Below are 16,425 nucleotides of genomic sequence, written 5' to 3'. Positions count from 1 at the left end.
ATGGAGCAGGTCCGGAGCACGGACAACCTTCGCCTGCGGCTACCCGCGGCCACGGCGTGCGTGTCGGCAGTGGTTTTCCTGCTGGCGCGCCCGCACCTCGTCGACGACACGTTCATCACGCTCTCCTACGCGCGGAACCTCGCCTTCCACGGGCACTGGGGGCTGCTGGCCGACGCGACGTCGAACTCCGCGACGTCACCGGCGAACGTCCTCGCCCTGGCCGCGTTGACGTTCATCGTGCGCGACGCCGTCTTCGCGGCCGGGGTGCTGTACGTGCTGAGCCAGGTCGCGCTCGTCCTGGCCCTGCGCCGGCTCGGCACCGCGTTGCCGCGCTGGTTTCCCGCGCTGGCCTTCGCGGCACTGACGGCGAACCCGCTGCTGTTGTCGTCGATCGGGCTGGAAGTGGCGCTGGGGGCGGCCGGGCTCGGGTGGCTGACGGTCTTCGCCGTCGAGCGGCGGCCCCTGGCCTTCGGGCTCACCGCCGGCGTGGTTGCGCTCGTGCGGCTCGACCTGCTGATCTTCGCGGTCGTCCTGGGCTTCACCGTGCGCTCCGGACGCGCGGTGCTCGGGGCCGCGGCGGTTGCCCTGCCGTGGTTCGCGTTCAGCTGGATCGTGCTCGGCGCGGCGGTGCCCGACACGTTCGTGATCAAGACGCTGCAGGGCGCCCAACGGGCGTGGGGCGGCTGGAACTTCGGCAACGGACCGCTCTTCTACGCCCACACCGCCTGGTGGACGACCGTGCTGTCGTTCCTGCCGCTCGCCGTGGTGCCGTTCGCCATCCGGCGGTCGCCGTCGCTCCGGCCGTTCGCGCTGTTGGCCCTGGGCGGTGCGCTCTACCACGGGACGTACGTGCTGCTGACCGTTCCGCCGTACCACTGGTACTACGGCCCGGGGATCACGGCGGCGACGGTGTTCGCCTGCGCCTGGGCGGCGTCCCACCGCGGCTCGGCTCTCCTCGTCCTCGCGGTGGTGTGCGCTTCCGTGGTCACCTACGGGGTTCCGCCCCGCGAATTCGCGCCGCTGACGTCCAATTACGCCTCGACGGCGAAGTACACCGAGATCGGCCGCGACCTTCGCGTGCTGGCCGGATCACGCGTGGTGGGCAGCGCCGGGGAAATCGGCGTGCTGGCGTACACGTGCGAGTGCGCGATCGTCGACGTCTTCGCCGACCGCGGCCTGCTCCCCGCGGCCATCGAGGCCCGCGGCGCGGGGAACCGCTGGCTGCGCGCGGCACTGCGGGTCGACTACGCGTTCTTCGACTTCGACATCCGCCCGCGCCGGCCCGACCTGGTGCTCCGGCGGTTGCCGAGCCCGCCACCGGACGCGCTCGCGCACTGGACGCTCGACGCCCCCACGCTGGGGAAGCAGGAGCTCTACTTGGTGCCGTCCTGAGGGAACGCGTCGATGCGGACCGGCGCATCCGGCCGCCTGGCGCCGCTTCAGGCCGGCACCCGGCTCAGACGGCGCCGTACTGGCGGTCGCCCGCGTCGCCGAGGCCCGGGACGATGAAGCCCGAGTCGTTGAGGCGCTCGTCGATGCTCGCCGTGACGACCCGGACCGGCAGGCCGGTCTTCTCCAGGTGCGCCAGGCCTTCCGGGGCCGCCAGCGCGCAGATCGCCGTGACGTCGTCGGCGCCGCGGTCGGTGAGCAGGCGGATCGTGTACTCCATCGAGCCGCCGGTGGCGAGCATCGGGTCGAGCACCAGCACCGGCCGGTCGGCGAGCGATTCCGGCAGCGACTCCAGGTACGGCGTCGGCTTGAGCGTCTCCTCGTCGCGCGCCAGGCCGACGAAGCCCATCTGCGCGTCCGGGATCAGCTTGTGCGCCTGGTCGGCCATGCCCAGCCCGGCCCGCAGCACCGGCACCAGCAGCGGCGGCTTCGCCAGCTTGTAGCCGTCGGTGCGGGCGACCGGCGTGTGGATCTTCTCGACCTTCACCGGCACGTCGCGCGTGGCTTCGTAGACCAGCATGACGGTCAGCTCGTGCAGCGCGGCCCGGAACGCGGCGCTGTCGGTGCGCGCGTCGCGCATCGTGGAGAGCCGGGCCTTCGCGAGGGGGTGGTCGACGACGTGCACATCCATGCGGGTCAATCTAGCTGTTTCGCGAAGCTCTTCACCCAGCCGCGCTGCCAGGGCGTTTCCACGGCTCGCTCGTGGTAGTGCGCCCGCACCCAGGCGACGGCTTCCTCGGCCGGGACACCGGAGAGGGTGGCCAGGCAGGCCAGCACCGTGCCGGTCCGGCCGGCGCCGCCGTAGCAGGCGACCTCGACGGTCTCGGTCTTCGCCCGTTCGTGGAGGGCCTTGATCTGCCGGCGTGCTTCGGCGGGATGGGTGGGCAGCAGGAAATCGGGCCAGGTGACCCATTCGTGCGGCCAGGTGATGCCTCCACCGTGCTTGCGCCGCAACCGGCTCGTGCCCAGGTAAAGCCCGAAATCGGGTTCGGGTCCGTCCGGGCGCGGGCGCCTCAGCCCGCGCCCCTGCACGCGGGTGCCGTCCGGAAACTCGATCATCCGGCCAGTGTCCTCCGGAAGATGGACACCCGGAGGGGTTTTCGCCGATAAGCTGCGCCGGGTGAGCGAACTGACGCCCGACCAGATGCGGGCTTCCGACGCGGACCGCGAACGCGTCGCCCAGGTGCTGCACAACGCCCTCTCCGAAGGGCGGATCACGGTGAACGAGCTGGAAGAGCGGCTCACGACGGTGTACGCGGCGAAAACGCTCGGCGAGCTGAAGCCGGTGACGGCGGACCTGCCGGTCGCTTCGGCGGCCGTCGAGCCGGCGACCACGCGGGCCCTGGGCCACCCCGACCAGCGCATCGGCGGCCACCCGGGCAGCCCGGTGTCGATCGGCGTGCTGTCCGGAGCGATCCGCAAGGGCAGCTGGGTCCTGCCCCCGCAGCACAACAGCCTCGCGTTCTGGGGTGGCGCGGAGATCGACCTGCGGCAGGCCCGCTTCGCCGACCGCCACTGCACGATCACCGCGGTGGCCATCATGGGCGGCATCCAGATCACGGTCCCGGACGACATCAACGTGGACGTCACGGGCATCGGCCTGATGGGCGGCTTCGGCCTGGAGGACAAGTCGGGGGCACCACCCGCACCGCCGACGGCACCGACGGTGAAGATCAACGGGCTGGCGTTCTGGGGCGGGGTGATCGTGTACCGGAAGCCGGCGAACCGGTCGGAGCCGCCGCAGATCGAAGGGTCCTGACCACGAGTTTGTGACGCGTTCGGCACCCAGCGTCACAACGAACGGGACCGCGGACTGTCGGACCCGCCGCCTAGACTCAGGCGCATGACAGCCACGACCAGCACGTCAGCGGCGCCGGCCACCCCGGCACCGCTGGTGGACGCGACTCGCGACGACGCGAGCCTGCGCCGCTTCCTGCTCGGGCTGCCCGGAGTCGACCAGGTCGGCGTCGAGCAGCGCGCGGCGGGGCTCGGCACGCGCAGCATCAAGAAGGACGCCAAGCGGTGGGCCATCGACACCGCCATCTCCATGGTCGACCTGACCACCCTGGAGGGCGCCGACACCCAGGGCAAGGTCCGGGCGCTGGCCGCGAAGGCCGTCCGCCCCGACCCGGAACGCCAGGACACCCCGCGCGTCGCCGCCGTCTGCGTCTACCCCGACCTGGTCGCCACGGCCGTCGAGGCGCTCCAGGGTAGCGGCGTGCACGTCGCCAGCGTGGCCACCGGGTTCCCCGCCGGGCGCACTTCGCGGGAAGTCAAGCTGGCCGACACCAAGATCGCCGTCGAAGCCGGCGCGCACGAAGTCGACATGGTGATCGACCGCGGCGCCTTCCTCGAGGGCCGGTACATGGCCGTCTTCGAAGAGATCCAGGCCGTCAAGGCCGCCTGCGGCGACGCGCACCTGAAGGTCATCCTCGAGACCGGTGAGCTGGCGACCTACGACAACGTGCGGCGCGCGTCGTGGCTGGCGCTGCTGGCCGGCGGCGACTTCATCAAGACCTCCACCGGCAAGGTCTCCCCCGCCGCGACGCTGCCGGTCACGCACGTCATGCTGCAGGCCGTCCACGACTGGCACGCCCAGACCGGCGAACTGCGCGGCGTCAAGCCCGCCGGCGGCATCCGGACGACGAAGGACGCGATCAAGTACCTGGTCGCCGTGCACGAGGTCGCCGGCGAGGCGTGGCTGACCCCGGACCTGTTCCGCTTCGGCGCGTCCAGCCTGCTCAACGACCTGCTGCTGCAGCGCCGCACCCAGGTGGACGGCCACTACAGCGGCCCCGACTACGTGACGGTGGACTGATGCCTGTTTTCGAGTACGCACCGGCGCCGGAATCGCGCGCCATCGCGAACCTGAAGGACTCCTACAAGCCCTTCGTCAACGGCGAGTTCGTCGACGGCTCGGGTGAGCCGCTCAAGACGATCAACCCGGCCACCGAAGAGGTCCTGGCCGAGGTGGGCACCGCGTCGAAGTCCGATGTGGACATCGCGGTGAAGGCCGCGCGCAAGGCGTACGGCTCCGTGTGGTCGAAGATGCCGGGCACCGAGCGCGCGAAGTACCTCTTCCGCATCGCACGGCTGATCCAGGAGCGCTCGCGTGAGCTCGCCGTGCTGGAGAGCCTGGACAACGGCAAGCCGATCAAGGAGTCGCGCGACTCCGACGTCCCGACGGCGGCCGCGCACTTCTTCTACCACGCGGGCTGGGCCGACAAGCTGGAGTACGCGGGGTACGGCGCCGATCCGCGTCCGCTCGGCGTCGCGGGCCAGATCATCCCGTGGAACTTCCCGCTGCTGATGCTGGCCTGGAAGATCGCCCCGGCGCTGGCCACCGGCAACACCGTGGTCCTCAAGCCGGCCGAGACGACACCGTTGACCGCGCTGGTCTTCGCGGAGATCTGCCAGCAGGCCGAGCTGCCGCCGGGCGTGGTCAACATCCTCCCGGGCGCGGGCGACATCGGTGCGTCCATCGTGGAGCACGCCGACATCGACAAGATCGCCTTCACCGGCTCGACCGAGGTCGGCAAGGCGATCCAGCGCCAGGTCGCGGGCACGCCGAAGAAGCTGACGCTGGAGCTGGGCGGCAAGGCGGCGAACATCGTGTTCGAGGACGCCCCGCTCGACCAGGCCGTCGAGGGCATCGTCAACGGCATCTTCTTCAACCAGGGCCACGTCTGCTGCGCGGGCTCGCGCCTGCTGGTGCAGGAGTCCATCGCCGAAGAGGTGCTCGAGAAGCTCCGCTACCGGGTGTCCACCCTGCGCATCGGCGACCCGCTGGACAAGAACACCGACATCGGCGCGATCAACTCCGCCGAGCAGCTCGCCAAGATCCGCGGGCTCGTCGAATCGGGTGACGCCGAGGGCGCGCAGCGCTGGACCAGCCCCTGCCCGGTTCCGGACCGCGGGTTCTTCTTCGCCCCGACGGTGTTCGCGAACGTCCACCAGTCGATGCGGATCGCGCGCGAGGAGATCTTCGGCCCGGTGCTGTCGGTGCTGACGTTCCGCACGCCGGACGAGGCCGTCGCGAAGGCGAACAACACGCCGTACGGGCTTTCGGCCGGCATCTGGACCGAAAAGGGTTCCCGGATCCTCTGGATGGCGAACCAGCTGCGCGCCGGCGTGGTCTGGGCCAACACCTTCAACCGCTTCGACCCCGCCGCCCCGTTCGGCGGCTACCAGGAATCCGGCTTCGGGCGCGAAGGCGGCCGCACCGGGCTGGAGGCGTACCTGAATGTCTGATCGGATTTCCGTCGCCAAGACGTACAAGCTGTACATCGGCGGCAAGTTCCCGCGTTCGGAGTCCGGCCGGGTGTACCCGGTGACGGACAGCAAGGGCAAGTTCCTGGCGAACGCGGCCCACGCGTCCCGCAAGGACGTCCGCGACGCGGTGGTGGCAGCTCGCAAGGCGTTCCCGGGCTGGTCGTCCGCGACGGCCTACAACCGCGGCCAGGTGCTCTACCGGGTGGCCGAGGTCCTGGAGGGCCGCCGCGACCAGTTCGTCGCCGAAGTTTCGGCGTCGGAAGGCCTCGGCGGCAAGAAGGCCGAGGCCGTCGTGGACGCGGCCATCGACCGCTGGGTCTGGTACGCGGGCTGGACGGACAAGATCGCGACGGTCCTGGGCGCGGCGAACCCGGTGGCGGGCCCGTACTTTTCGTTCACGGTCCCGGAGCCGACGGGCGTGGTGGGCGTCCTGGCGCCGCAGGGCTCGTCGCTGCTGGGCCTGGTCGAGGTCCTGGCCCCGGTCCTGGCCACGGGCTCGACGGCAGTGGTGGTCTCCAGCGCGGAGCGGCCGTTGCCGGCGATCACCCTGTCGGAGGTCCTGGCGACGTCCGACGTCCCGGGCGGCGTGGCGAACATCCTCACCGGGCGGGCCGCGGAACTGGGCCCCTGGCTGGCGTCGCACGGAGACGTCAACGCGCTGGACCCGACGGGAGCGGCCCCAGCGGACCGCCCGGACCTGGCGCGCGAAGCGGCGAACACGGTGAAGCGGGTGCTGACGGTCCCGGAGGCGGAGCCGGACTGGACGGCAGCGCCGGACATCACCCGCCTGCGGCGGTACCTGGAGGCGAAGACGGTCTGGCACCCGCTGGGCGTCTGAGGTCAGAGAAGGCCACCACCCGGTCCGCCCGGTGGTGGCCTTCATTCTTGTGGTGGATTTTCCGCGGAGTCCTCTCGATCTACGCTCGATGTAATCGGGCACTCACTTGACGTGATCGGGAGCTCCGTGGAAGCTCACGACGGCTTCACGACGCTGGTGGCTCTGCGCGCGAAAGCCGGCGAACTGGCCGCTTTGCGAGCACTGTCGCGCCCTGAGCAGGTCCGCCGGGTGCAGCCACTGCTGCAGTTCGACCCGGAACGGAAGAACCCGGCCGAGCAGCTCGACGACGTCGAAGAGGTCGCACGCCACCTGCACCGCCTGGGCAGGCACTGCTGGATCGACGCCTCGGACGTGGCGGACCGGCCCGGGTTCGGCGCCGGTGGCGCACTCGGCCGCCTGGCCGACCACCTGGCCGGGCCGGCCGACCTCCTCGACACGGCTTGGCCGGTCCCGTTCGTCCCGGTGGTCCGCGGCGACGCCACCGGGCCATCGGCCGCGACACTGGGCCGCCTGGGCGCCGAGCTGGGAGCCGGCGTCGCCCTCCGGGTCCGTCCGGACGCAGCCGACCGGGACACCCTCGGCCGGGTGATCGAGCGGCTGGCGATCGAACCGGGGGACATCCACGTCGTCCTGGACCTCCGGTACGTCGCCGAGGCCACGGCCACCCGGGTCGAGCGAGCCGCGGGCGTCCTGACCGCACTCACCGAGGTCGGTGCCTTCGGATCGACGACCTTGCTGACCGGTTCGATCCCGATGACCCTCGGCCAGACCTCGACCTGGGAGCAGGCGCGAGCCGAGGAAGTGCTCTGGGAACACCTGGTGCGCGGCGGCGCCGGAAACCTGCGGTTCGGCGACTACGGCGTCGTGCACCCCATCCCCGGCCCGGGCTTCCGCAGCAACCACGTCGCACTCAAGTACACGTGCCCGCACCGCTGGCTCTACTCGCGAGAGCGGATGCCGGACGAGACGGGGGACGAGTCGGCCCGCGGCCGCGCGCTCCGGGTCGTGTGCCGCCACGTGATCGAATCGGCGAGCTACGCCGGCCCGGACTTCTCCTGGGGAGATCGCGAAATCCACGAAGCAGCGGCGGGCGGTGGAACGGGCCTGGGCAACACCAGCAAGCCGGTGGCGTTCGCGACCTCGCACCACCTCGCCTACCTGGCCACCCGCGCCGCGGCTTGACGTCAGCTCATCGTCACCGAGAAGTCCGACAGGGTGAATCGGGCCTTGCCGCCGCCGGTGGAGCAGAACTCGATGCCGTAGCCGATCTGGTTGACCGTCGGGTTCGGCGGGATCAGGCCCTTGCCGATCGCCCACGCGATCATCGCCTTCAGGTCGACGGTCCCCGCGTACTGCGTCGTCCGGGACACGAACGCCACGTACCCCTCGTCTTCCGCCCAGACGTCGTACGTGAAGCCGCCCGCTGTGTACGTCGTCAGCTTTTCGCCCGCCGGGACCTGCTTGCGGTTCTCCGTCCAGACCATCAGCTCGCTGACGCCGGCGCCGTTGCCCACGCCGTTCAGCCACAGGTCGTACGCCACGTCGTAGATGCCCGTGCCCGGGCCGCGGCCGGCGAACGCCGATCTGATCACCGAATAGTCGTTGAACGGTTTTCCATTCTGGTCGTTGATGTCCTTGTGCACGTTCGGATAGGTTTTCACCGACGTCGAATCGGGTTGGGTGGATTCGACGTACCAGTTGTCGTACGCGCACGCCCGCAGCGTTTCCGGGCCCGCTTCGCCGGCGTTCCACATGTTGTTGTGGACGTAGTAACCGCCGTCCGACCAGCCGCCGTCGGGGTCGCTGGTGGTGAACTCCGGGCTGCGGCAGTTCCGCACCGGCGCGGTCGACGGCGGCGCCGGAGTGGACGGAGGCACAGGTCGGGACGTCGACGGAGCCGAAGCGGAGGAGGAAGGCACGGCCGAGAACGTCGGAGCAGGCAGGGACGCAGGCGGGGACGCCGGCGCGGCCGCCGCCCCGTCGACGGGCGTGCCGCCGCACCCGGCGAGCACCGGGAAGGAAATCGCCAACAACACGGCCAGCGTTCTTCGTCGCATTTTCCCGCCCGTAGCTGCAATTTCCGGCAGAACGAGGCGGAACCCTAACACGGAATTGTGCGGATTCAGTCGGGCTCGAGGTCCCCGGACGTGATCGGCCGGCCGGGCAGCGGGGAACCCGGCCGCGCGCTGAGGCCGTCGATCATGATGCCGACGCACCGGCGCGCCGCCATCTCGGCCACCTTCGGGGACTTCGCGCGCACCTGGCGCAGCAGCGTCGCGAACAGGATCGCGATGTCGCCGGCGCCGACGTCCTCGCGGAGCTTGCCCTCGGCCTTGGCGCCGTCGACGAAGCCGTCGAGGACCGCCAGGATGTCGTCGCGCAGCCGGCGGACCTCCGGGTCGTTCTTGAGGATCACCAGCGCCCGGTGCGACACCATCGCCAGCTGCACGCTCAGCTGCAGCTCCACCGACTGCCGCAGCAGCCGCTCCAGCGCGCGCCACGACGACGTCTCCTCGGCCGCGATCACGCGCGCGTCGACCAGCACCCGCTCGAAGTTGTCCATGGCGACCGCGCGGACCAGCGCGTCGCGGTCCGGGAACCGGCGGTAGAGCGTGCCGACACCGACGCCGGCCGCGCGGGCGATCTCCTCCATCGGCACCTCGGGACCGGAAACGGCGAAGATGCTCTTCGCGGCGGCCAGGATCTGGTCGCGGTTGCGGCGCGCGTCCGCCCGCAGGGTGGTCTCGGGGTCTGCCGTCATGCCGTTCGCCTTCCGCTGAATCGCGCGCGGGGTGATTCTCGCATGGTCAGGCGGCCACACACTGCCTCCTCGAATGGGTAGGCGGCATCTAGTGGACGGCATCCTTCCGCTTCGGTACCTTGGGACGTAGAACCGGAATGTAATCTTCCGCATACGTTCCGTCCGATTTAGGGGGTCCGAAATGACTGAATTGGCCGAGCCCGCGACGCGGGACGAGACCTTCCCACTGGCCCGCACCTGCCCGTTCGCCCCGCCGCCGGCGTACGAGAAGCTGCGCGAGGCGGGTCCGGTCCAGCGGGTGGCGCTCCCCGACGGCTCGGAGGCCTGGGCCATCACCCGCCTGGAGGAGGTCCGGCAGATGCTGACCGACCCGCGGTTCAGCTCCGACCGGTTCAACCCGGGCTTCCCCATCCTGGCGAAGGGCGGCCGCCCGCAGCGCCGCCGCTTCGGCGCGTCGCTGATCAACATGGACCCGCCGGAACACGGCGCCGCCCGCCGCGAGGTCGTCGGCGAGTTCACGGTCAAGCGGATGAAGGCGCTGCAGCCGCGGATCCAGCAGATCGTCGACGAGCACATCGACGCGATCCTGGCCGGCCCGAAGCCCGCCGACCTGGTCTCGGCGCTGTCGCTGCCCGTGCCGTCGCTGGTCATCTGCGAGCAGCTCGGGGTCCCCTACGCCGATCACGACTTCTTCCAGTCGCGCAGCTCCACCCTGCTGAACCGGGAGGTGACGCAGGAGGTGCGCGTGCAGGCCGTCGAAGAGATGCAGGACTTCCTCGACAAGCTCGTCGCCGCGAAGGAGGCCGACCCGACCGACGACCTGCTCGGCCGCCAGATCCTCAAGCAGCGCGAGGAGCACGGCGACGTCGACCACGACTCGCTGGTCTCGCTCGCCTTCCTGCTGCTGCTCGCCGGGCACGAGACGACGGCGAACATGATCTCCCTCGGCACCGTCGCCCTGCTGGAGAACCCGGACCAGCTGGAGATCATCAAGAAGGACCCCGGCAAGACGCTCGACGCCGTCGAGGAGCTGCTGCGGTACTTCACCATCGCCGAGTTCGCGACCTCGCGCGTCGCCACCGAGGACGTCGAAATCGGGGGGCAGCTGATCCGCGAAGGCGAGGGCGTCCTGGGTCTGAGCTACTCCGGCAACCGCGACGAAGCCGCGTTCGAGAACCCGGACGAACTGGACATCGAGCGCGGCGCGCGGCACCACGTCGCTTTCGGTTTCGGGCCGCACCAGTGCCTGGGCCAGAACCTCGCCCGGATGGAGCTGCAGATCGTCTTCGACACGCTCTTCCGCCGCATCCCGGACCTCAAGCTGGCCGCGCCGGTGGACCAGCTGCCGTTCAAGCACGACTCGTCGATCTTCGGCCTCTACTGCCTGCCCGTGACCTGGTGAGGGGGGACGCCATGACCGCCGTTCACGAGTTCCCGATGGCCCGGACCTGCCCGTTCGCGCCGCCGACGGCGTACGCCGAGATCCGCGAGGAGGAGCCGGTCACCCGGGTGCGGCTGCCCGAGGGCAAGCAGGCCTGGGTGGTCAGCAGGCACGAGGACGTCCGGACCGTGCTGAACGACCGGCGGTTCAGCGCCGACCGGCAGCACCCGGACTTCCCGCAGCTGGTGCCGGGCTTCCGGCGGCCGGACGACGAGCGCACCATGATCACCATGGACGCGCCCGAGCACGGGCCGGCCCGCAAGGCCGTGCTCGGCGAGTTCACCGTGCGCCGGATGGAGGCGCTGCGGCCGCGGATCCAGGAGATCGTCGACGAGCGGATCGACGCCCTGCTGGCCGGGCCGAAGCCGGGCGACCTGGTCGAGACGCTGTCGCTGCCGGTGCCGTCCCTGGTCATCTGCGAGATGCTCGGCGTGCCGTACGCCGACCACGACTTCTTCCAGACGCACACGGCGAAGCTGATCAAGCGCGGCACGCCCCCGCAGGAGCGGCGGGCCGCGGTCGAGGCCGTCCGCGAGTACATGAGCGACCTCATCGCCGGCAAGGAGGCGAACCCGCCCGACGACCTGCTCGGCAGGCAGATCGTCAAGCTGCGGGAAGAGGGCACCTACCGGCGGGCCTCGCTGGCCGCGACCGGGTTCCTGCTGCTCGTCGCCGGGCACGAGACGACGGCGAACATGATCTCGCTGGGCACGGTCGGGCTGCTGGAGAACCCGGAGCAGCTGGCGCTGATCACGGCGGACCCGGGCAAGACGCTCGACGCCGTCGAGGAGCTGCTGCGGTACTTCACCATCGTCGACGCGGCCACCGCGCGGCTGTGCGTCGAGGACGCCGAGGTCGGCGGGCAGCTGATCCGCGCCGGCGAAGGCGTGCTGGCGCTGGGCTACGCGGCCAACCGCGATCCCGGCGCCTTCGCCGCCCCCGACGAGCTGGACATCGAGCGCGGCGCGCGGCACCACGTCGCCTTCGGGTTCGGCCCGCACCAGTGCCTGGGCCAGAACCTCGCCCGGATGGAACTGCAGATCGTCTTCGACACGCTCTTCCGCCGCATCCCGGACCTCAAGCTGGCCGCGCCGGTCGACGACCTGCCGTTCAAGGACGACGCGGCCATCTACGGCCTGTACCGGTTGCCGGTGACCTGGTAGAGACGAACTGCCAAACCACCACAGGAGAAGAGGACCATGAAGATCATCGCGGACACCGGAAAGTGCGTCGGCGCCGGTCAGTGCGTACTCACCGAGCCCTCGCTGTTCGACCAGAGCGAGGAGGACGGCACGGTCATCGTGCTCGACGACCAGCCTCAGGGTGACCTGGTCGAGAAGGCCCGTGAAGCGGTGCACGTCTGCCCGAGCCAGGCCCTCGCCCTGGAGGACTGACCCGCGAGGGCCGTGAACGGCCCACTCACGGCGATCGGGTGAAGCCGTGAATGGGCCGTTCGCGGCCTTACTTGACCGCGCCCATCGACAGGCCGCGGACCAGGTGGTTCTGCGCGATCCACCCGACGATCATCACCGGCAGCGACGCCAGCAGCGCCGCGGCCGACAGCTGCGCCCAGTACAGGCCTTCGCTGGTGATGAACCCGACCAGGAACACCGGGACCGTGCCGGCGCGGGCCGCGGTCAGGTTGACCGCGTAGAAGAACTCCGTCCAGGAGAAGATCACGCAGATCAGCGCGGTCGCCGCGATCCCGGGCGCGACCACCGGCATGATGATCTTGCGCAGCAGCGTCGGCAGGTTGGCGCCGTCGATGCGGCCCGCCTCGATCATCTCGTGCGGCACCTCGAGGAAGAACGACCGCATCATCCAGATGGCCAGCGGCAGGTTCATCGACGTGTACAGGATGACCAGCGCCCACACCGTGTCGAGCAGCTCGGTGTTCTGCGAGATGACGTACAGCGGGATGATCGCCGCCACGATCGGCAGCATCTTCGTCGACAGGAAGAAGCCGAGCGCGTTCGACGTGCCCTTCACCGGCGCCAGCGACAGCGCGTACGCCGCCGGGACGCCGAGGAGCAGCACCAGCAGCGTCGAGAGGATCGTGACGAACGCCGAGTTCGACAGGTACGGCAGGAACCCGCCGCCCAAGACGTTGCCGATCTGCTCGAACGTCGGGGTGAACAGCAGCTTCGGCGGGTCGGTGTAGGCGTCGGCTTCCTGCTTGAACGCCGTGAGGATCATCCACAGCAGCGGGAAGACGAACAGGATCGCGATCACCCAGGTCGCGACGGTCAGCGCGCCCTTGCCGTAGTGCCGCTTACGCGGGGCGACTGTGGTCACTTGATCCCTCCGCTCACGGAGAAGGTGCGGAACATCAGGCGCAGCGCGAAGGTCGCGACGATCATCGTCAGTATCACGACGATGACCCCCATCGCCGAGGACTGGCCGACGTCGAAGCCCTCGAACGCGCGCTGGTAGATGTAGTACGGCAGGTTGGTGCTCGCCGTGCCCGGGCCGCCCTGGGTCATCAGGAAGATGGCGTCGAAGCTGTTCACGATGTAGATCGCGCCCAGCAGCGTGGCCAGCTGCAGGAACCGGGACAGGTGCGGCAGCGTGATGGAGACGAACGTCCGCCAGCGACCCGCACCGTCCACATCGGCCGCTTCGAGGACGTCCTTGGCCTGGCTCTGCAGGCCCGCGAGGATGAGCAGCATCATGAACGGCGTCCACTGCCACACGATCTGCGCCATCACCGCGGCCAGCGGGAACTCCGAGAGCCAGTCGACGTCGGTGCCGAACACGAAGTGCAGCAGCCCGTAGGTGGGGTCGAACATCGTCGTCTTCCACAGCAGCGCGCCGGCCGCCGGCAGGATGAGGAACGGCGTGATCAGCAGCGTCCGGACGACGCCGCGGCCGAGGAACTTGCGGTCGAGCAGGATCGCCAGGCCGAGGCCGAGCAGCAGCGCGACGAACACGCACACCACGGTCAGCACGACGGTGTTGAGCAGCGCGACCAGGAACGTCGTGTCGCTGAAGACGTCGACGTAGTTCTGCAGGCCGACGAAGTGCCGCGAGCCGGGCCGGACCAGGTTCCACGACTGGAACGAGTAGAACACGGTGAGCAGGAACGGCAGCTGCGTCACCGCGATGACGAAGATCAGCGCGGGCAGCAGCGGCAGCCGCCGCCTGGCCGCGGTACTCAGGCCGCGTTTCTCCTCGGCCTTCGCGTGGGAGGTGGACGCCGGCGTGGATACGGAGATCGTGGACATCACTGCACCGCCTTGTACGAATCGCCCACGGTTCGCGCGTAGTCCTGGGACTGCTTCAGCGCGTCTTCGACGGATTGGCGGCCGGCGATCGCGGCCGACAGCTGCTGGCTCACCCGGGTGCCCAGGTCCTGGAACTCGGGGATGCCGACGAACTGGATACCGGGGTAGGGCACCGGGTTCGCCATGACCTTCTGCTGGTTCGCGTCCGCGATGCCGTCGAGCGTCGGCTTCGCGTAGGCCTTCGCCGCGTCGGCGTACTCGGGGATCGCGTACGTCGACTGCCGGACGCCCGGCGGGACGCGGTTCCACCCGTAGGTGTGCCCGACCTTCTGCACGTAGGCCTTGTCGGTCATCCAGGCCATGAACTTCCAGGCCGCGTCCTTGTCCTTGGCGACCTTCGGGATGCCGAGGGCCCAGGTGTAGAGCCAGCCGCTGGCCTGGGTCTTGACGACGGGCGCGGGCGCGTAGCCGGACTTGCCGACGATCTTGCTGCTGGAGGGGTCTTCGTTGGTGCCCGCCATGACCGTCGCGTCGTACCACATCGCCGCGTTGCCCTGGGTGTAGCGCGTGCCGCACTCGGAGAACCCGGCGCTGGAGGCGCCCACTTCGCCGTGCTCGCGGATGAGGTCGACGTAGAAGTTCGCGGCCCGCGTGAACTCCGGTGACGTCAGCTTGGCGTTCCAGCCCTGGTCGAACCACTGCGCGCCGAAGGTGTTGGCCACGGTCGTGAACGGCGCGAGGCTTTCGCCCCAGCCCGGCTTGCCGCGCAGGCAGATGCCCGCGACGCCGTTGGCCTTGTCGTCGAGCTTCGCGGCGAAGTCGGCGATCTGCGGCCAGGTCGGCCTGGCCGGCATGGTGAGCCCGGCCTTGTCGAAGAGGTCCTTGCGGTAGGCCAGGAACGACGATTCGCCGTAGAACGGCACCGCGTACATCTGGTTCCGGTACGACAGCGACTGCTTGATGCTGGGGATGAAGTCGCCTTCGTCGTAGCCCGGCGTGGCCGCCATGTGCGGTTCGAGGTTCTCGAGCCAGCCGTTGGCCGCCCACTGCGGGGCCTCGTAGTTGCTGATCATGACGACGTCGAACTCGCCGCCCTCGGTGGCGGTCGACGCGGTGATCTTCGCGCGGGCCTGGTTTTCCGGCAGGGAGACGAACTTCAGCCCGATGCCGGTGGCCTTCTCGAACTCCGGCGCGAGCGCGATCGCGTCCTTCATCTGCGGGTTGGCCACGATCGCGATGACGAGCGTGCTGCTGCCGGTGCCGAGCGAGCCGGCGCCCGCGCAGCCGGTGGCCAGCAGCGACGTCGCCGCGAGGAGGGTGAGGAGCTTACGCACGGCCACCTCCGGGGAGGACCTGCACCTTGAGGCCCGAGCCGCTGCGCATCTTGGCCAGCGCCTCGGGGTACTGCTCCAGCGGCAGCGTGTCGGTGAGCAGCGCGTCGGTGTCGACCGCGCCGGTCGCGACGAGGTCGAGGGCGGCGCCGAAGCTGTGCAGCACGGCCATCGAGCCGACAACGGTGATCTCGTCGTTGTAGATGCGGAACGGCGAAAGCGCGACGCGGGCTTCGGCCGGGGCGACGCCGAAGACGAGCAGTCGTCCCCCGCGCCGGATCGAGTCGAAGGCGGCTTCGATGGCGGGCGCGGCGCCGGTGCAGTCGACGGCGACGTCGAACTTCTCGCCGTCGAGGTCGCCGACGTCCTTGGCGGTCGCCACGGCACCGAGGTTCGCCGCCCGGGGCAGCCGGTCCGGGTTGCGGTCGACCACCGTGACCTGCGCGCCCGAGCGCTGCAGCAGCTGCTGCATGATCAGGCCCATCGTGCCGGCGCCGACGACCAGGAAGCGTTCGCCGGCTTCGACGCCGACCCGGCGGACGCCGTGCACCGCGCAGGAGACCGGCTCGACCAGCGCGCCCTGCTCCCAGGTCATCGAGTCCGGCATGCGGTAGCAGTTGGCCGACGGAACGGCGACGAACTCCGCGAAGGCGCCGTCGACGGTGTCGCCGGTGGCGTTCCAGTTCGCGCAGAGGTTGCCGTGGCCGGCGCGGCACGGGCCGCAGTAGCCGCAGAACAGGGACGGGTCGACGGCCACGCGGTCGCCGATCTTCCACTCGCCCGGCACGTCCGCGCCGAGCTCGACGATTTCCCCGGCGAACTCGTGCCCGGGGACGATGGGGTACGGGGTGGGCGGGAAGTGCCCGTCCGCGATGTGCAGGTCGGTGCCGCAGATGCCGCACGCTCCGACCTTGACGACGACCTGGCGTTCCCCGGGTTTCGGATCGGGCACCTCGCCGACCCTGATCTCACCGGGCCGGTCGACGATGGCGGCACGCATGCCTTGCCCCTTCCTCGCGCTCAAACGAGCAACGTTGACCTATCGCGACGAGAAGATGTGAGGGCATTACAGGTCTGACGTCGGTGTTACGTCAACCTTTCGGCTGGAT

17 protein-coding genes are annotated in these 16,425 nt (G+C 70.1%); 9 read left to right on the top strand and 8 right to left on the bottom strand.

Features of this window, described 5'->3' with window-relative positions:
• Positions 1-1,392 (top strand): hypothetical protein, encoded by a 1,392-nt coding sequence (locus DV20_RS30730; protein WP_043786433.1) that lies wholly within the window; start codon positions 1-3, stop codon positions 1,390-1,392.
• A 64-nt stretch (positions 1,393-1,456) separates the two neighbouring features.
• On the opposite strand, the gene upp is transcribed toward DV20_RS30730, so the two are convergent.
• Positions 1,457-2,080: a uracil phosphoribosyltransferase gene (upp, locus tag DV20_RS30725; protein ID WP_043786432.1), complete on the bottom strand. Its 624-nt coding sequence runs from the start codon at positions 2,078-2,080 to the stop codon at positions 1,457-1,459.
• A 5-nt stretch (positions 2,081-2,085) separates the two neighbouring features.
• Entirely contained in the window at positions 2,086-2,508 is a 423-nt protein-coding gene (locus DV20_RS30720; RefSeq protein ID WP_043786430.1) for a protein-tyrosine phosphatase family protein, read from the bottom strand.
• 85 nt (positions 2,509-2,593) lie between these two features.
• On the opposite strand from DV20_RS30720, the gene DV20_RS30715 reads away from it, so the two are divergent.
• The 5 genes from DV20_RS30715 (at position 2,594) to DV20_RS30695 (ending at position 7,741) form a co-directional block, all read left to right on the top strand.
• On the top strand, positions 2,594-3,208 hold the full coding sequence (locus tag DV20_RS30715) for a DUF1707 SHOCT-like domain-containing protein (protein WP_051736211.1): 615 nt from the start codon (positions 2,594-2,596) through the stop codon (positions 3,206-3,208).
• A gap of 84 nt (positions 3,209-3,292) precedes the next feature.
• The gene (gene deoC, locus DV20_RS30710) at positions 3,293-4,267 is read left to right on the top strand and encodes a deoxyribose-phosphate aldolase (protein ID WP_043786427.1); all 975 of its coding nucleotides are present in this window, start codon (positions 3,293-3,295) and stop codon (positions 4,265-4,267) included.
• Complete coding sequence (locus DV20_RS30705) at positions 4,267-5,700, top strand: aldehyde dehydrogenase family protein (RefSeq protein WP_043786426.1); 1,434 nt, start codon at positions 4,267-4,269, stop codon at positions 5,698-5,700. The genes deoC and DV20_RS30705 overlap by 1 nt, the downstream gene beginning before the upstream one ends.
• Entirely contained in the window at positions 5,693-6,559 is an 867-nt protein-coding gene (locus tag DV20_RS30700) for an aldehyde dehydrogenase family protein (RefSeq protein ID WP_043786424.1), read from the top strand. The genes DV20_RS30705 and DV20_RS30700 overlap by 8 nt, the downstream gene beginning before the upstream one ends.
• 126 nt (positions 6,560-6,685) lie before the next feature.
• Positions 6,686-7,741, top strand: coding sequence for a beta family protein (locus tag DV20_RS30695; protein ID WP_043786423.1), 1,056 nt, complete (start codon positions 6,686-6,688; stop codon positions 7,739-7,741).
• 2 nt (positions 7,742-7,743) lie between these two features.
• Here the strand turns inward: DV20_RS30695 and DV20_RS30690 are convergent, their stop codons facing one another.
• Positions 7,744-8,436 (bottom strand): GH12 family glycosyl hydrolase domain-containing protein, encoded by a 693-nt coding sequence (locus tag DV20_RS30690; protein ID WP_235191018.1) that lies wholly within the window; start codon positions 8,434-8,436, stop codon positions 7,744-7,746.
• A 245-nt stretch (positions 8,437-8,681) separates the two neighbouring features.
• Positions 8,682-9,320, bottom strand: a complete 639-nt coding sequence (locus DV20_RS30680; protein WP_043786422.1) for a TetR/AcrR family transcriptional regulator — start codon at positions 9,318-9,320, stop codon at positions 8,682-8,684.
• A 181-nt stretch (positions 9,321-9,501) separates the two neighbouring features.
• On the opposite strand from DV20_RS30680, the gene DV20_RS30675 reads away from it, so the two are divergent.
• The 3 genes from DV20_RS30675 to DV20_RS30665 are packed head-to-tail and all read left to right on the top strand — an operon-like array spanning position 9,502 to position 12,155.
• Positions 9,502-10,722: a cytochrome P450 gene (locus DV20_RS30675; RefSeq protein ID WP_043786421.1), complete on the top strand. Its 1,221-nt coding sequence runs from the start codon at positions 9,502-9,504 to the stop codon at positions 10,720-10,722.
• An 11-nt stretch (positions 10,723-10,733) separates the two neighbouring features.
• Positions 10,734-11,924: a cytochrome P450 gene (locus DV20_RS30670; RefSeq protein WP_043786420.1), complete on the top strand. Its 1,191-nt coding sequence runs from the start codon at positions 10,734-10,736 to the stop codon at positions 11,922-11,924.
• 36 nt (positions 11,925-11,960) lie between these two features.
• Positions 11,961-12,155 (top strand): ferredoxin, encoded by a 195-nt coding sequence (locus DV20_RS30665; protein ID WP_043786419.1) that lies wholly within the window; start codon positions 11,961-11,963, stop codon positions 12,153-12,155.
• A 67-nt stretch (positions 12,156-12,222) separates the two neighbouring features.
• On the opposite strand, the gene DV20_RS30660 is transcribed toward DV20_RS30665, so the two are convergent.
• From DV20_RS30660 to DV20_RS30645, 4 genes are read right to left on the bottom strand one after another with little or no spacing between them, the layout of a single operon-like run.
• Positions 12,223-13,056 carry a carbohydrate ABC transporter permease gene (locus tag DV20_RS30660; RefSeq protein WP_043786417.1) on the bottom strand — a complete coding sequence of 278 codons (834 nt, stop codon included), beginning with the start codon at positions 13,054-13,056 and terminating at the stop codon, positions 12,223-12,225.
• Entirely contained in the window at positions 13,053-13,985 is a 933-nt protein-coding gene (locus tag DV20_RS30655) for a carbohydrate ABC transporter permease (protein ID WP_043786416.1), read from the bottom strand. Before DV20_RS30655 ends, DV20_RS30660 begins: the two co-directional genes overlap by 4 nt.
• Complete coding sequence (locus DV20_RS30650) at positions 13,985-15,325, bottom strand: ABC transporter substrate-binding protein (protein ID WP_043786415.1); 1,341 nt, start codon at positions 15,323-15,325, stop codon at positions 13,985-13,987. The genes DV20_RS30655 and DV20_RS30650 overlap by 1 nt, the downstream gene beginning before the upstream one ends.
• Positions 15,312-16,316: a zinc-dependent alcohol dehydrogenase family protein gene (locus DV20_RS30645; protein ID WP_043786414.1), complete on the bottom strand. Its 1,005-nt coding sequence runs from the start codon at positions 16,314-16,316 to the stop codon at positions 15,312-15,314. Before DV20_RS30645 ends, DV20_RS30650 begins: the two co-directional genes overlap by 14 nt.
• Between the last annotated feature and the right edge of the window lie 109 nt (positions 16,317-16,425).

The organism is Amycolatopsis rifamycinica (genome assembly GCF_000695625.1).
Taxonomy (GTDB): Bacteria; Actinomycetota; Actinomycetes; order Mycobacteriales; family Pseudonocardiaceae; genus Amycolatopsis; species Amycolatopsis rifamycinica.
Note: the sequence above shows the minus strand (reverse complement) of the source record. Positions and strands in the feature narration are given on the sequence as shown.

Excerpts from the sequence above, each read along its gene's own strand:
- upp (WP_043786432.1), bottom strand. The coding sequence starts at position 2,080 with ATGGATGTGCACGTCGTCGACCACCCCCTCGCGAAGGCCCGGCTCTCC.
- DV20_RS30705 (WP_043786426.1), top strand. The coding sequence starts at position 4,267 with ATGCCTGTTTTCGAGTACGCACCGGCGCCGGAATCGCGCGCCATCGCG.
- DV20_RS30730 (WP_043786433.1), top strand. The coding sequence starts at position 1 with ATGGAGCAGGTCCGGAGCACGGACAACCTTCGCCTGCGGCTACCCGCG.
- deoC (WP_043786427.1), top strand. The coding sequence starts at position 3,293 with ATGACAGCCACGACCAGCACGTCAGCGGCGCCGGCCACCCCGGCACCG.
- DV20_RS30715 (WP_051736211.1), top strand. The coding sequence starts at position 2,594 with ATGCGGGCTTCCGACGCGGACCGCGAACGCGTCGCCCAGGTGCTGCAC.
- DV20_RS30700 (WP_043786424.1), top strand. The coding sequence starts at position 5,693 with ATGTCTGATCGGATTTCCGTCGCCAAGACGTACAAGCTGTACATCGGC.
- DV20_RS30645 (WP_043786414.1), bottom strand. The coding sequence starts at position 16,316 with ATGCGTGCCGCCATCGTCGACCGGCCCGGTGAGATCAGGGTCGGCGAG.
- DV20_RS30655 (WP_043786416.1), bottom strand. The coding sequence starts at position 13,985 with ATGTCCACGATCTCCGTATCCACGCCGGCGTCCACCTCCCACGCGAAG.
- DV20_RS30665 (WP_043786419.1), top strand. The coding sequence starts at position 11,961 with ATGAAGATCATCGCGGACACCGGAAAGTGCGTCGGCGCCGGTCAGTGC.
- DV20_RS30680 (WP_043786422.1), bottom strand. The coding sequence starts at position 9,320 with ATGACGGCAGACCCCGAGACCACCCTGCGGGCGGACGCGCGCCGCAAC.
- DV20_RS30670 (WP_043786420.1), top strand. The coding sequence starts at position 10,734 with ATGACCGCCGTTCACGAGTTCCCGATGGCCCGGACCTGCCCGTTCGCG.
- DV20_RS30720 (WP_043786430.1), bottom strand. The coding sequence starts at position 2,508 with ATGATCGAGTTTCCGGACGGCACCCGCGTGCAGGGGCGCGGGCTGAGG.
- DV20_RS30675 (WP_043786421.1), top strand. The coding sequence starts at position 9,502 with ATGACTGAATTGGCCGAGCCCGCGACGCGGGACGAGACCTTCCCACTG.